A 14,141-nucleotide genomic window follows, 5' to 3' on the forward strand; every position below is an offset into this window, starting at 1 on the left:
CTTTTCTGTTGTTCGATTCGGTTTTCTTCTCAACCGGGATGTCCGGTCGTCTGGTGGCACTGCTTCGGACCGCTGGCGGTGGCTGGTCGCCACACGCACCTGGGCCGGAGAGCGTGATCAATCGAGAAGGGGTAGGCCGTCGTCTGGGACGTTGCGGATGTCCTGTTCTAGGAAGGAGGTCACGCGCACGGCCGGGCACTCGGCGCCGCAGTCCTGCAAGCGCCGGATCGCCATCATCATCCCGAGCGCTTTCCCGTGCGCGGCAACGTCGCGCCGCAGCATGGCGGCTTGCATCTCCCGCACGGTGCGGCCATAGGTCATCACCTGGTCGGTGGTCGCGTCCAAGGCGACCATCTCGCGCAGCGAAGGAAACCTTCCAACTCGCCGGCGGTCTCTTCCGCTGCGCGGCGCAGTGCCTCGCTGCCCCGTCCATGTCCTCCATAGCGGCCTACGTCGCCCATGCGCGCACGACCGGGGTCGCGTGCTGCGAACACGCGGCCCTCGCTGTTCTTCGGATACACGGCCAGGCCGTCGCCGTGGGTCAGGTGCACCACGCGCGCACCGGCGACCAACGCGCCGTACACGTCGGCGTCCAGCCGGTCGCCGACGTGAACCACGCGCTCGATGTCCGCGCCGTGGCGCGCGGCGATGGCCTGCCACAGCCACGGCTCGGGCTTCGCTCCGCCGATTTGGTAGCTCGTGTACACCGCGACCAGGTCGCCGCGGTGCGCTGCCTTTACCGCAGCGACCCGCTCCGGCCCGCCCGTGACCGCCATATTGGACAGCGCTACCACGGGCGCGATCCGGCACAGCTCGTCCAGCGCACGACCTGTGTATTCGTACGGGGCGTATCCGCGCTCCCAGGACGTCGGGAACTCGCTGGGCGGAATCAGCAGGCGCTGACACACCTGAGCGGCCAACTCATCGGTCAGCTCGGGCGCGCGGTGCAGCACGCAGCGGACGGTCTCGACGATGCGATGCGGGGCGACCGAAGTCAGCGGGGACAGCGCGCGCAATACCGCGCTGGTCGAGTCGCCCGTGAACCTGCCCGTGGTGTGGCCGAGGTCGACCACGATCAGGTCAACCACGGCAGACCGCCTCACTGCACTCCCGGAACAGCAGGCACTGCGCGACCTCAGCGGTGTCGATGTCCCGCGCTTGGGTCTCGTGCTCGTCGAGCTGGTCGGGCAGCACCAGTCCGTCGAACGGAAACCTGACCGTCATGCTTCGGTGGTGCGAGCATCCCTTGGTCACGCCGCAGGTGGTTACCTCGGCGAGGAAGGTCTTGCGGTCGCGAATCACGAGGCAGTCCAACGTGGCCAGGTCGATGTCGCTGGGTGTGTATGCCTTCCGCTCGAAGTCGATCCAGCCGAAGCTTCCGCGGTAAGTGAAGAAGGCCGTGTTCGCGTCGTGACAGTCCAGAAAGATCCAGTCGCGCGACTCGAACGCCTTGATGATGGCGTCGGTGTGCGGCCCCAGCGGCGGGTGCTGTTCGTCAGGGAGTCGGGTCACGGGCCGGATGTGCATTGACGCTTCGTCCTTTCGTGGCTTGGGATTTCGTTTAGGGCCGGGCGGGGCGGGGAGGCGATGACTGCCCCGCCCGGCAGGGAACCCGGCGGGGGCAGCGGTGCGAGCGATGCGGGAACGCGCACGCGCGCAACTCCACCGGGTATTTGGCTGCCTTACTTCGGCGGAACTTGCTGGTCTTCTGCTGGTTGCCGTTCCCTCGCAGGGAGCAGTCGTTGCTGACCTGTCGGCGATGCGGCGTGCAGGAGCACCCTCAGCCCGTTGTCATGCGCCACGGTGGTCTTCGTGGTCAGCTTCTTGTTGTGCAACGCCGACAGCAGTCGGTAGGTCCCGGCCAGGCTCATACCGGATTGATTGGCGACTTCGCGGCAGTCCATGCCTTGTTCCGATTCGGCGAGGACTTCCAAAATCTTGCGCTCATCGGTTGACAAGGAGCTGTTTTCCTTCATTCTTGCGGGCTCCATTTGGGTGCACTTGGTGAAACCCCGTGACAGAACTGGCGACCAAGGGTGTGCGTTTTCGATTATCGTGTGACTATTTCGCGGGTGGGGCGCACTTATTGCGCGCTCCGCTTGTTGTCGTGGTCGGTATTCAGCGGTTGGTTGGGTGGAATATCGTCATCGGTCGTGGCGGTGCCATCGCCGAGGTAACGGATCTCTGTCGCGGACGGTTTGCCGAGCGCGGCGCGGCGAGCGTTGAGGTCGTCAAGGCGTTCACGGGCGATACGTGCCTGCGGTCCGCTGATGCGTGGGCCTGGGCCGGTCCGTGGTGGTGGGTGTCGGCCGCGGTGGGCGTAGCGCCACGTGCCCAGTAGGGTTGTGACGACGAGTCCGCCCAGCACGGCGAGGATAGTCCAGAGCCACCACATCGCCAGCTAGCCCCCGTGCGGTTCCCGGCCATTTCTTGATGAAATCTCGCCGCCTTGATAATGAGTGCATACGAGATTAGTTCTCGTTTTCCAATCTTGTGATTTTTGCCGCGCGGATCACTTGGCGAAAGTGTTTTCGATGCCTCCCAGTTTCCAACATGAGGTCATAGAGGGCGTTGGGTAGAGATCCTTTGCGGAGTCCCAGGTGGAAGAGATACTCGGAGATGCCGTTGTCCATGTCCGCATGGGTGCACCAGCCTTCGTTCACGAGCTGGAGCCCGAGCATCCCGTAGCTGCTCCCCGAACTCTGGTCGACCCGGAATTTGTCAAGCATTGAGGTTTGGAACCAGAAGAGCCCGAGCAAACCACCGCGGGAGCGCACGGTGGCTCCGCTGGCGACCAGGAAGTCGGCGAGTTCGATGACCGGTTGCAGATCCCGGGTGCGGACGGCACGACGGAACGCCTGGATCAACTCGGTCTCGAAGGCATCGACTGCCTGCTCGGTCAGCGGTTCGGGCTTCCTGGTCATCATCTGCTCCTCGCCGACCTGCTTACTCGGTTTCGTACGTGAGGACGAGCCTGCTGTGGGTCTTGTCGATCACCGGTCCGGGCAGCTCGCTGTCGGGGGTGTCGGCGGGGTAGGCGACGAGGCTGGGCTTGCGTTCGCCCTGTACCGACCAGGCGCGGATCTCCTCGCAGAGGTGGCGGGTGAGATCGGTCGCGGCGGGGCCGTGCCCGGTCGCGCCCAGCTCCCACCGCGTGGTGTCGCCGTCCTCGTGGCGGCGGGAGGTGAGGTAGGCCAGCGAGCTGCCCTCCACCAGCGCGGGTGCGCGACCGGGCGAGATCGGGTCGCAGACCGCGGGTTTGGTGTCGGCGGGGACGTTGATGCGGCACACGCGCGGGTCGGTGACGGTCAGCCGGAGCCATACACCGTCGTGGGGTTCGTCGCCCGCGATGGTGATCCCGGACCATTCGCTGGCACGTGGCCGATCGAGCACTCCGTGCAAGGCGTTGAGGTCGAAGGGCTGGTCGCGGTCCCAGTGCAGCAGGATGGTCTCGTCAGAGGTGATCGGCGCGGACTGTTCGCCTTCGTCCTCGCCGACGAGGTAGACGAAGCCGCACAGTTCGATCGAGTCGGAGACCAGCCGCCCATCCCGGTAGGTGAACGCGACCGAGCGCGCCTGGCCGCGCCACCGCAGCGGCAGCACCACGCGGGCGCCGGGGGCGAGCTGCCGCCACCACGCCCAGGGAATGTCCCACGGGGATACGGTGGCGATCAGCCGGTCGTACGGGCCGTGCTCGGGGACACCGAGCGCGCCGTCGCCGGTGACCACGTGCCCGCCGCCGTAACCGGCGGCGGCCAGGTTACGGGTGGCCTGCTCGGTCACGTCGGGGTCGATGTCGATGGTGACCACGTTCGTGTCGTTGCCGGTCAGCTCAGCCAGCAGGCTGGCGTTGTATCCCGTCCCAGCACCGATCTCGAGGATCTTGTTGCCGGGTTCCACGGCGAGCTGGTCGAGCATCATCGCCACGACGAACGGCGCGGAGGCGCAGGAGAGCGAGGTGCCGTCGGCGAAGCGGTGTGTGATCACTGCCTGCCAGGGGTTGTGCGCGGCGTCCAGGTCGGCTTCGGGTACGAACTCGTGCCGCGGCACCTCACGCAGCACCCGCGCCACCTCGGGGCGCTTCGCGTAGCCCTTCTGCTGGACCTTGGCGAGCATGGTCTCGCGCAGGGTCTCCGGTGAGCTGGCGGTGGTGTCGGTGGTGTTGTTCATCGCTTCCTTTCATTCGTTGAGCAGCAGGCAGGTGTCCCACTGCGTGACCGGTGGCGTGTTCGTGCGGGCGGAGCGCTGGGCCAGCATGACCCCGGCGGTGCCGGTGAGCAGCCCGCGCCGGTCCGGAGGCTGGCGTGTCAGGTTGACGGCGAGGCCGTCGAGCAGGCGCGGGAGCCTGGCGGCGAGTTGGTCGTTGTGGCGGCCGGCGCGCCAGGCAGTGTGCACAACCCCGGCCCATCCGTGGCATAGCGACACGTCACCGAGCCGGGCGAGCTGCTGCTCGTCGCCCAGGCACCAGGCCAGGATGTTCTCGGCGCACCGTCGCCGGGCTCGGTCGCCGAGTACGAGGCCGGCGACTTGTTGCGCGCGGGCGATGCCCGGCGTGCCGTAGCACCAGCTCGGTCTCGATGGTCCGGCCTGGTGCGCAGCGCCGCGCGCGTGGTCGGCCTGGCTGATGGCCTCGGGCCACCATGCTCGTGGCGGAACACCGCAGCGCCAGCGGTCCAGCCACCGGCAGATCCGGTCGATGGCCGCGGTCTGCCCGGACACGACGATGCCGCGGCGCAGCGCGAGCGAGAGCAGCGTCAGCGGCCCGGCGATGCCGTGGGCCATGCCCAGGTTGCCGTGCCCGGTTTGCCAGGCCGGGCCAGGACCGGTGGGACCGTGGCAGGCCCACCAACCGGGCCGCCGGTCCGGGTGCGGCTGGGTCAGACGCACGAGGTAGCGCAGCACCTCGCGCAGCAGGTCGTCGGCGGTGCCGCGGCGCAGCAGGTAGGCACCTAGCCCCGTCAGGCCGCCGATGAGGTCGAACTCGCGCTTGTCGGCCAGCTCGCCGCGGCCCATGCGTTGGTAGGCGGCCTCAAGCCGGGACCGGGTGATCTTCTCGACGTGGTCATCGAGTACGGATAGCGCCCGCCGTTGGTCGGTGGCGACGAGGGTGAACGCGACCGCGGGTGCGCCCTCGAACAAGCTCGCTTCCTCGGGGTAGGCCATCACCGGTTCGGCCACCAAGGCGGCCAGCCAGCGGTGAGCGTCCTGGCCGCGTTCCAGGGCCAACAGCGCCTGCCCGGCGGGGCCGTCGGCCAGCGATTGCGCGGTCACGGCTGCCTCCCGGAAGTGCTGCGCCAAGTTGCGGCGGCTTGGCGCGCCAGCCGCAAGCAAATGGCTTCCCGGTCTCGGTCGACGCCGAGGGCGCGGTTGTGGTGCATGTGCAGCAGAGCATGGAGGCAGGCGTCAAGATCGGCGTCGGCGGGCAGCGCGTGCCGGTACCGGCGTAGCGCCTCGGCGCGAGCGTCCAGCGCCGAGGTGACGTCGGCCGGTTCCGCGGCGTCCCGCCATGCCCGGCTACGGACCAGGCTGGTCACCTGATCAACGTCACCGCGGTCCGGCACCGCCGGAGGCACCTGCCGAGGCAGCCAGTCGGCGGCGCGCTGGTGGTCGCCCAGGAACGCGGCGGCGAGATCGAACAGCGACAGGCCGGTGGCCGCCACCGGCGACGGCCCCGCTGCGGTCCTGTGGGTGAGCCCGGCGAGGACGTAGCGCGAGTCGGTGGCGAACACGGTCTCGGCCTCGTCGATGGCCCGGTAGCGACCGGCCTCCGGGTAGTAGGTGTCGAAGCCCCAGCGGCTGAGTAGCCCGTCGGTGCGCAGCCGCTCGGCCCACGTGGTGATCGCAGCCAGGATCTTGTCGCCGTCGCCATCGGTGCGCACGCGCAGGCGCAGATGATCGGGCTCGTCGCCTTCCCGGGCTTGCGGGTAGCGCACGAACCACCAGTCCCGCTCGCCCAGCTCGGCCAGCAGCTCCGGCAGCTCGTGCACCAGCAGGGGGTCCATCCGGTACTCAGCCAGGTACAGCTTCACGTACAGCCAGCCAGATCGGGGCGAAGCAGGCGGATGCCCGTGCTCGCTGCCGAGAACCGGAAGGGACTGAACGCGCGGGGCGGGCTCGGGCTCCTTCCGCGACACCAGCGGCAGCACGACGAGGTGCGGGTGGCCATCGAGCCAGCCGTCGGCCTCCGGCTCGGGCGCCTCGACCAGGACGGCCTCGTCGTGCTGGCGCAGGTGGTGGAAGAGCACCTCCCGGTGCGCGGGCACGGTCAGGTTCAGCGGGAGCTGCTGGTCGAAGTCGCGCAGCTCGACGCGGTCCGGGCAGCGCCACGTCGCACACCACCGCTCCAGCGCGTCGTTCCAGCCCGTCGGATCGGCGGGCAGGGCTTCGCGGGCAAGCCGCCAGCGGGCCGGAGACAGGATGGCGCGCCGGTAGCGCAGCCGCGGCCGAAACGGCAACTCCGCCGCGGTCGGCCCCCAGTCGAAGCCGGTCCAGCCGCTGTCCAGCGCCCGAGACAGTTCCCCGAGCAGCCGCGCCAGCGGCGGCTGCTGCTTCACCGCGAGCGCGTGCAACACCATCGGCTCGATCACCCGGCGACGGGACAGACTGACCAGGTGCAGGCGGCGGCGGGTCGCTGTGATCGCCAAGTCGTCGATCCCGATCACGCCCTTGGAGTCCCGGTGATGTTCGCCGACCGAAACGACCTCCGGCGTGAACCGCGGCAGGCGGGCAACGTTCTCCGCACTCGCGTACGGCGGCGTGAACGACATCTGCACGGCGAGCGCGCCCTCGACGGTCGTCGGCAGTGCGGAGAACACCGCCGCCAGCTCGGCCTCGGGCACCAGCGGGCTCAACCTCGCCGACAACGTGCCCGCGACCCGGCCCGGCGCCACGGTGAACCGGTACTCACCGCGCTCCAACGCGGCCACGCTCGCAGCGTGGATGCGCGCACCGAGGTCGACGTGCGGCGGAATCGTGTCCGGGTCACCACCCGCGACAGCCAGCGCGTCCACCGCGGCGTCGTCCAGCTCGACTTCGCGCCCGCCGCGGGCTGTCGCCTCCGTGATCCAGGACAGCAGCAGGCGGTCACGCTCGGAGAACACGTGCCGCCCGCTGGCCGCCGGGCTGGACGGGTAGTCGCGCGGCCACCCCAGCCCCGCCGCGGAGTCCACCACCGTACGGACCGGGACGAGGGTTCCGGTGCCGTACCGGTCGCAGAACGCGGTGAAGTAGTCCCGAAAAGCCCGGCTTCCGGTGTGCTCGCGCACCAACCGCGCCAGCACCCCCGCAGTGCGTTCGATCTCCCGCACCACCCGCTGCGGCAGGCGGACGTCGGCATCGAGCCGAAGATCGAGCGACAATGGCCCGCGGGGCGCGGGGACGAGCGTGTGCATCCGGTCGGCCAGCCTCGCCCGCGCCTGCTCGTAAGAATCCTGGTTGAGCGCGTCGAGCGCGCGGCGGATCTCGATCACCTCGGCCGCGAACGCCGAGATCGGCACGTCGTCAAAATCGAGTGACTGCAAGGCATCGGCAAGGAAGCCCAGCGGGTCGCTGACCGTTCCCGGCGCTCGCAGGTTGGTCACCAGAAAACGACGCTCCACTAAGGACAACAACATCGCGGTGGGGTCACCGGCCATCGAGTATTCGGCCGTCAGCGCCTCGACCAACACCGGGAAGCGGACCGGGCTGGCCGCGAGGCGGCGCACGGAGGCGACTGCAGGGGTGTTTCGGATGCTCACCACTTCCGCTTCGGCGAGCGCGAGTCGGTCGCCGCACTCTTCGACGGCGTCGTGGAACACCACCTTCAGCCGCGCCAGCAGCTCAGGGCACGCCTCCAGACGCTGGATCACCTGCCGCAGCCACCGGTTATCGGGGCGTGCCACCACGCGATGCCGGTCGCCGCCGCGCACCTTGGTGTCGCCGCCGATTATGACCGGCCCGACTCCGGCGAACAGACCGAACGGGGTGGAGCGGCCGAACCGCAGCACGTACCGCAGCAGCGCCTCCGTCGTCCGCCGAACCTCCCGCGTCGAGCGCTGACGTCCCCGCAGAATCTCCTCGACACCCGAAGCGAGCACCGGGCTGGCATGCGTCACCGCCGCGGCCACCGTCGGCCAGACCTCATCGAGCCACGCCCGGCAATCGAGGCCGTTGGACAACACCGGCCACCGCGACGGAGCGAGGCGCTGCGCCGACGCGCGCAGCAATCCGGTACCGCAATGGCGGTAGTCCACCGTGGGCATCGCCCGCACCTCCAAGGATCAATCACGAAAACCGCCAAGGGCAGGGGGCGGGCCAGGTATCGGGAACTCTGGCCCGCCCGCCGGTATCACTTCTGCGAGTGACAAGCCGAGATCTCGCAGGTTGAGCCACACCCGTCGTCGGTCTGGCAGGCCATCGCCTCCGGCCGAACCCGGTCGGTCTCCACCTGCACGTCCAACTCGAACACCTGCGGTGCTTCCATCAGAGCCGCGGTCAACGAAATCACCCCCTTCCTTTTCTTTCGTGAATGGGTTCTCCGCTCGCATTCCAGGGAACGCGAAGTTGGCGTTAGTCGGCAGGTTTTTTCGGAGTGCTGGTGTTTTCGAGCAAAAGTCCACGTTTGCGAAGAATTGCCTGGCACGCCTCGCAGCGATCCTTGCCCTCCGGGATCTCGATCACGGTCGCAGGCGCACTGCACACCGCCCACCGGATCCGCAAGCCCCGAAACACCAACGGTGGTGCAGAAGACAGCTCGACCGCATGCAGAGAAGCAGTGAAATATCCGGGATACCAATGGACAGTGTCACCGGGCTCTTCCCGCCCGCGGTCATCCTCCCGAGGTGACCGAGGCGGCGGTTCCCAGGCTTGCAGCCCAGCGAGCAGACGCTCCAGGGTTTCGAGGTTGACCGGACGAAAGTCACCAGGATCCGGGGGCTGGTCGCCCCCTTTCTCGGGCGCGAGAACCGGCGCGGTCATTTTCGAGTCCGTTCACGCTGCTGCGCATCAGTGCCCAACGGACTGGGTCGGTCGAAGAGGAGATACCCAATCCGGATCACGAACACCACCGCGGAGAGAATGACCAATGTCCACTCCCACATGGAGGACTCCTTCACTCGATGACAGAGACCAGCCGAGACAGAACTCGATCGCGCATTTCCCCGAAGGTCGTATTGCCGTTCAGAAGTCAGGCGCGCGAGCTCGGCGCGGCCTGCGGCGGTCAGCTCGACACGAACGCTGATGCCGCCATCCAGAAAGTGGTGCGGCGCCACCACCAGCAATCTCTTGCCGATGAGGCCATGCGGGGTGGGGTTGAGGTAGGACGGCAACGGACGTCCCTCATCAACCACGAGATCGCCGTGCAGCGACAGGCCGCCACGATCCGCGCGGCGGAGAACCTGCCATCGAGCGATGTCGGACTCGGCAAGATCACGCAGCCGTCCAGCAGGCTGGCCACCTGGGTTCTTCACAGCCAACCAACCGCAGAGCCTCATCAGGCCAGCCCTCCGATCGCTCGGTAAATCTCCGTGCATTGCGGACACCGGCGGGCAGTGCCGGACGGCGCTTCTCCGTCTCCGAGCCAGGCACCGCAGGCGGCCACCGGAACGGGGCCGTCGGGGGAAGTAATGAACCGCGGCTGGCCGTCGCATGTCTCGCGCAGGTGCGCGAGGTCGTCGTCGTGGCGGTCGGGCGCCCACGTCGTTGGTTGCGTCAGAACGCGCATTACGCAGCCCTCCGGTTCCGCGGGGTTGAGGGCCGCGCGGCGGGCGGGTGGACCGCGCGGCCCCCGGCGTGGGCTGACGGCGAGTCGGGGGATCGATGCCGCGCGCTCGCCCACGCCTGGGGAGACGCACGGTGGCGAGGAGCGCTCTCGCCAGGCAGGTGATCAGTCCTGCTCGTGCCGTGCGCTGCTGGCGCCACGCCTGCGCACCTCGTTGTGCGCCGCCAGCGGTGGTCGGGGCCGTTGTGGGGTGGCCGCTGCCGGTTGTGACCGAACCGGTCAGCTACGGCGAGGCCGCTCTCCAGGTCTGCTTCCGGCCGGTTCGCCGGGAGCACCACGTCCGGGCCAACGCCTGGTACGTGGCGGGGCCGGGGGCAGACGCGCCCCGGCCCCGCCACGGGCAGAGCCTGGCCAGCCTGCTCGGGGTATCGAACGCCGGACGAGGCGTGCCGTCCCGCGGACGAAGAGCTGGCCAGGGAATCATGGAGCCCATGCAGGAGCTTGCGTACGAAACCAGGCGAACGGTGCCGCGCCGCCCGAGAACTGCGTGCCCCGCGTACCGGTCGCTGACTTCGGCAGGCCCGATCCCGCTGGGCAACGCATCCGGGACACATCGGTAGCGGCGGGGACACCATCGGTGCGGGAAGAATGATCCGGCCGCACAACGCGTGGAAGCCGACGGCCTCGACGGAGCAGATTGCCCGTCCCATGTCGTCGTCGTACACAAGGTGGTCCAGTCCGTCGTCCTGGCAGGTCACCCAGATGGCGTGCTGCACGAGCGGCTCCGGACGAAGGTCGCCGGCCGACTCTTCGTCTTCTCGGTCGCTTGACCGCATGGCGCCTCCCGTCCGTGTGCGTTCGTGTTCGTGCCGTTGATGACCATCGGGTGAAGCAGGGGCGCATTCGCAGGCCAAACCGGGGCCATTACCGGCCGGTTGGGGGCCACCTGTTCGTGCGCCGCTTCTCACCGTGACGCAAGGGCCACTGACCAGGGATGACGTGTTCCGCTTGGCCGGTATGCATCCGGCGCATATCCGGAATTCCCACGGACGCATAAGGTTGGCTACGCTGCGATACGACGTCATCGCTACACGGAGTAAGGCACCTCTGACATGGGAAAACACGGCGGACACCGGTACTGCCGTTGCGGTACGCGCCTAGCTGCGGACAACAGCGGGACGGCGTGTGCTGCCTGCCAGAAGCAGACGCGGGCGGCACTGGCCGAGCCGCCGGTCGTCCCGCTGGAGTTCTGGGAGACCGACCGGATGCAAGACGCTCTGGACGGTTGGCACATCGGCCGGGTCATCCACGCGTACCGAACCCACCCGTGGCATGGTCGGCCCCTGCCGCAAAGCACCGTTGCCGCATGGGTCGGTCTCAACCAAACACAGCTCAGCCGCATCGAGAACGGTCCGCCGACCCAGGACCTCGCCAAGCTCATACAGTGGGCGCGTGTTCTCCGAGTTCCCGCTCGGCTGTTGTGGTTCAAGCTCCCCGCGGACGCAGCCGCCGAGCCTGCACCGGCCGCAACTGTTCAGCCCGCTGCCCCGTCCCCCATGGGTGATGCTGTGAATCGACGCGAACTGCTCCGGGTGATGAGCCTGGCCGGGTCGCTTCTGGCGCTACCGTCGTCAAGCGAACTGGATATCGAAAGACTGACCGCAGCCAACCGTGGCGGCAGCGTCGGCACCGCGACCCTGGACGAATACGGCCGACTGAACAGCCGCCTCTGGCACGAGTTCGCGCGGTCACCCTCGAAACTCCAAGCCTTGCCTATGGTCCGCCGCCAGCTCGACGTGCTGACCGGACACCTCCAGCGATCACAGCCAGCGTCCACCCACCAACGGCTCTGCACGCTGGCCGGAGACCTCTTCCAGTTGTGCGGCGAGATCCTCTTCGACGCCGATTGCTACAGCGAAGCCGCGCAGTGCTACGCCCTGGCCGCCAGCGCCAGCAAGGAAGCCGACGCCCCCGACCTGTGGGCGTGCGCCATGACCAGGCATGCCTTCATCGGTGTCTACGAACGCCGATTCGACCAAGCCGCCCCGCTGCTCGAAGGTGCTGCCCATCTGGCGCGCCGCGGCGACGCTGCTCTGCCGACGCGGCAGTGGGTCGCGGCGGTCCAAGCGCAGACCTTCGCCGGTCTCGGCGATGCGGTCCAGTGCCAACGTGCCCTGGAGACGGCCGCACTCGTCACCGAACTGGATTCGCCTGCAGCAACCGGTTGGCTTCGCTTCACCGACTCGCGGCTGGACGAGGAACGAGGCAGTTGCTTCGTCGAACTTGGCCGCCCGGAGCTGGCGGAGCCATCACTCAACGAGGCGCTGCACCAGCGCTTGTCCGTGCGGCGCCGCGGGGGCGTCCTGGTCGATCTTGCGGCGGTTGGCGCACAACGAAACGACGCTGAACAAACGGTGCTCTACGGCGGAGCGGCGGTCGATGCCGCTCGCCAAACCGGTTCAACCGGCTACGTCGGCCGCAAGTTGAGCATCTTGCAGCCCCAGCTCAAGCCGATGCTCGCCGACCGACACGTCCGCCACCTTGACCGCCAGATCACGAACCTGACCACCGCTAACTGATCAACGTAGAGGAGCCTCCCTGTGTCTTCTGAGCCCGGCCGCATCTTCCGCGACGCCTGGATCGCCGGTGTCAAGCGGCACTACCCCGGCGAGCCTAAGCCGGGTTACGTCGCGCCGTGGGAGGAGACGCCGGACTGGGAACGGCAAAGTGCTGCGGCGGTGTACGAACAAGTGCGAACCTTCGTGGAATTGAGCGACGGGCAGACGGCGAAGCTCACCCGCGAGCAGAAAGGACGCTTCGTCGCCACCTGCTGGATCGCGCAGATCTACAAGCACATCCCAGAGCCGAAGCCAGCCTACGTAGCCGACTGGTCAGATCTTCCCGAATGGCAGCGCGAAACCGACGCGGACATCTTCGAACAGATCGAGCGGTCGCCTCGGTAAACGTGTGGCGATGACGTGTCGGTTGAGACGGACCGGCACCGTCCTCTACACCGCGTCCTTCGAGAGCGGTCCCGGGCCAAACAAGGGCCATTTGAGGCCAGATCGAGGCCACTGGCGCTTGTTGTGCGCGTGAGCGATGGTTGCTGGCTACGGTGACGGGCAGGAGGCACGGGATGGTCGACAGAACACCACGTACGCGGCTGGAGCAACTGCTGTTCGCGCGTCACCTTTCGCTGGGTGACTTCGTGCGTGAGTTTCCCGAGCGCGCCAAGGAGGCCGGGATCCACGCGCATACGTCGGAGCGAACGGCGAAGCGATGGCTCCGGGGTGACCCGGGTACTCCGCGGGCGGAGTCCTGCCGGGTGCTGCAGAGCTGGTTCGACGAACCCGTGGAGGAGTTGCTCGGCCCGCCGAAGGCCGAGATTGCCTCGCACCGCAAGTCCCCTCGGAGTGAACAGGATCTGATCGTGAACGCCGCTCGCCAGTCCGCCGAGCACGCCATCGAGTCGTCCTCGGCCATCGACCCAACCGCGCTGGAACACCTGCACGCGGCAGCCGGGCGTGCCGCCCGCGCGTACTACACCACACCGCCCCTGGAGATGCTGACCGAGCTGGTGCAACTGCGCGACACCGTCTACGACCAGCTCGACCGGACGCACAAACCGCGCCAGCAGGCGGAGCTGTACTTGCTCGCCGGACAGGTGTGCGGGCTGCTGTCGTCGGTGTCCTGGGATCTCGGGCACGCCGACGTGGCCGAGGAGCAGGCGCGGGCTGCCCATACCTACGGCAACGTCGTCGATCACTCGTCATTGCAGGCGTGGGCACGCGCGTTGCAGGTCACCGTCGCGTTGTGGTGCCGTCCGCGCCGGGCGGTGTCCATCGCCGAGGGCGCGTTGGAGACCGCCCCTGCTGGGACGGCCCGGGTTCGCCTGCACAGCGTGCACGCCCGTGCACTTGCCCTGATCGGTGCCCGTGACGAAGCCCAGGCCGAACTCGATTCCGCAGCGACCGAACTCGACCGGGCAGGCGGGGACAGCTTCCTGGATGAGATCGGCGGCGAACTGGCCTTCGACCGCTCGCGTGCAGCGTTGTGCGGTGGCGCGGCCTTCGTCGCGCTCGGCGACGGGCAGCGTGCCGAGTCCGAAGCCAGCCGCGCACTCGCGCTGTTCGACCAGATGCCCGAGTCACAGCGGTGGGGTGCGGGCATGCTGGGTGCTCGTGTTGACCTGGCCACGGCCAGGACGTTGCACGGCGACCTGGCGGGCGCCCAGGACGCGCTGGGGCCGGTATTCGAACTCGAGCCAGCTCGCCGAACCGAGGCGATTGCGCAGCGGCTGCATGGTCTCGGCCGTCTCCTCGGGGCCACCCGCTACCGGGGTGCGGTCGAAGCCGGGCACATCGGCGAGGAGATCGAGGCGTTCACCGCCTCCAGCCTCGCCCGGGTAACCGCTCGCCCAGCCCTGCCGTCCGGGAACTAACCG

The 14,141-nt window shown here is 68.3% G+C and carries 15 protein-coding genes; 4 read left to right on the forward strand and 11 right to left on the reverse strand.

Features of this window, described 5'->3' with window-relative positions; all coding sequences use genetic code 11:
* Nucleotides 1-117: 117 nt before the first annotated feature.
* The 4 genes from ABD256_RS00375 to ABD256_RS00390 form a co-directional block, all read right to left on the reverse strand.
* On the reverse strand, nucleotides 118-345 hold the full coding sequence (locus tag ABD256_RS00375) for a hypothetical protein (RefSeq protein ID WP_344412033.1): 228 nt from the start codon (nucleotides 343-345) through the stop codon (nucleotides 118-120).
* Nucleotides 321-1,088 (reverse strand): HAD family hydrolase, encoded by a 768-nt coding sequence (locus ABD256_RS00380; protein ID WP_344412035.1) that lies wholly within the window; start codon nucleotides 1,086-1,088, stop codon nucleotides 321-323. The genes ABD256_RS00375 and ABD256_RS00380 overlap by 25 nt, the downstream gene beginning before the upstream one ends.
* Nucleotides 1,081-1,527, reverse strand: a complete 447-nt coding sequence (locus ABD256_RS00385; protein ID WP_344412037.1) for a hypothetical protein — start codon at nucleotides 1,525-1,527, stop codon at nucleotides 1,081-1,083. Before ABD256_RS00385 ends, ABD256_RS00380 begins: the two co-directional genes overlap by 8 nt.
* A gap of 155 nt (nucleotides 1,528-1,682) precedes the next feature.
* A complete protein-coding gene (locus ABD256_RS00390) occupies nucleotides 1,683-1,976 on the reverse strand; it encodes a helix-turn-helix domain-containing protein (protein WP_344412040.1) in 294 nt (97 codons plus the stop codon).
* A gap of 38 nt (nucleotides 1,977-2,014) precedes the next feature.
* Here ABD256_RS00390 and ABD256_RS00395 point away from each other — a divergent pair, with 38 nt between their 5' ends.
* Nucleotides 2,015-2,341, forward strand: coding sequence for a hypothetical protein (locus ABD256_RS00395; protein WP_344412042.1), 327 nt, complete (start codon nucleotides 2,015-2,017; stop codon nucleotides 2,339-2,341).
* A gap of 130 nt (nucleotides 2,342-2,471) precedes the next feature.
* Here the strand turns inward: ABD256_RS00395 and ABD256_RS00400 are convergent, their stop codons facing one another.
* The 7 genes from ABD256_RS00400 to ABD256_RS00430 form a co-directional block, all read right to left on the reverse strand.
* Nucleotides 2,472-2,924 (reverse strand): hypothetical protein, encoded by a 453-nt coding sequence (locus tag ABD256_RS00400; RefSeq protein ID WP_344412044.1) that lies wholly within the window; start codon nucleotides 2,922-2,924, stop codon nucleotides 2,472-2,474.
* A gap of 22 nt (nucleotides 2,925-2,946) precedes the next feature.
* Nucleotides 2,947-4,170: a methyltransferase, FxLD system gene (gene fxlM, locus ABD256_RS00405; RefSeq protein ID WP_344412047.1), complete on the reverse strand. Its 1,224-nt coding sequence runs from the start codon at nucleotides 4,168-4,170 to the stop codon at nucleotides 2,947-2,949.
* Between the two features lie 9 nt (nucleotides 4,171-4,179).
* Nucleotides 4,180-5,271, reverse strand: coding sequence for a lanthionine synthetase C family protein (locus ABD256_RS00410; protein WP_344412049.1), 1,092 nt, complete (start codon nucleotides 5,269-5,271; stop codon nucleotides 4,180-4,182).
* A complete protein-coding gene (locus tag ABD256_RS00415; protein ID WP_344412052.1) occupies nucleotides 5,268-8,240 on the reverse strand; it encodes a lantibiotic dehydratase in 2,973 nt (990 codons plus the stop codon). The genes ABD256_RS00410 and ABD256_RS00415 overlap by 4 nt, the downstream gene beginning before the upstream one ends.
* Nucleotides 8,241-8,326: 86 nt before the next feature.
* Nucleotides 8,327-8,485 (reverse strand): FxLD family lanthipeptide, encoded by a 159-nt coding sequence (locus ABD256_RS00420; RefSeq protein ID WP_344412054.1) that lies wholly within the window; start codon nucleotides 8,483-8,485, stop codon nucleotides 8,327-8,329.
* Nucleotides 8,486-8,547: 62 nt separating this feature from the next.
* Nucleotides 8,548-8,955 (reverse strand): hypothetical protein, encoded by a 408-nt coding sequence (locus ABD256_RS00425; RefSeq protein ID WP_344412056.1) that lies wholly within the window; start codon nucleotides 8,953-8,955, stop codon nucleotides 8,548-8,550.
* Nucleotides 8,952-9,452, reverse strand: a complete 501-nt coding sequence (locus tag ABD256_RS00430) for a hypothetical protein (protein WP_344412058.1) — start codon at nucleotides 9,450-9,452, stop codon at nucleotides 8,952-8,954. Before ABD256_RS00430 ends, ABD256_RS00425 begins: the two co-directional genes overlap by 4 nt.
* A 1,357-nt stretch (nucleotides 9,453-10,809) precedes the next feature.
* Between ABD256_RS00430 and ABD256_RS00435 the strand changes: the two genes are divergently transcribed.
* From ABD256_RS00435 to ABD256_RS00445, 3 genes are all read left to right on the forward strand, one after another.
* Nucleotides 10,810-12,276 carry a helix-turn-helix domain-containing protein gene (locus tag ABD256_RS00435; protein ID WP_344412060.1) on the forward strand — a complete coding sequence of 489 codons (1,467 nt, stop codon included), beginning with the start codon at nucleotides 10,810-10,812 and terminating at the stop codon, nucleotides 12,274-12,276.
* 21 nt (nucleotides 12,277-12,297) lie between these two features.
* Nucleotides 12,298-12,660 (forward strand): hypothetical protein, encoded by a 363-nt coding sequence (locus ABD256_RS00440; RefSeq protein WP_344412062.1) that lies wholly within the window; start codon nucleotides 12,298-12,300, stop codon nucleotides 12,658-12,660.
* Between the two features lie 173 nt (nucleotides 12,661-12,833).
* Nucleotides 12,834-14,138, forward strand: coding sequence for an NsdA family TPR-like regulatory protein (locus ABD256_RS00445; RefSeq protein WP_344412064.1), 1,305 nt, complete (start codon nucleotides 12,834-12,836; stop codon nucleotides 14,136-14,138).
* Nucleotides 14,139-14,141: the final 3 nt, after the last annotated feature.

This window comes from Amycolatopsis minnesotensis (genome assembly GCF_039529815.1).
Lineage (GTDB): Bacteria > Actinomycetota > Actinomycetes > Mycobacteriales > Pseudonocardiaceae > Amycolatopsis > Amycolatopsis minnesotensis.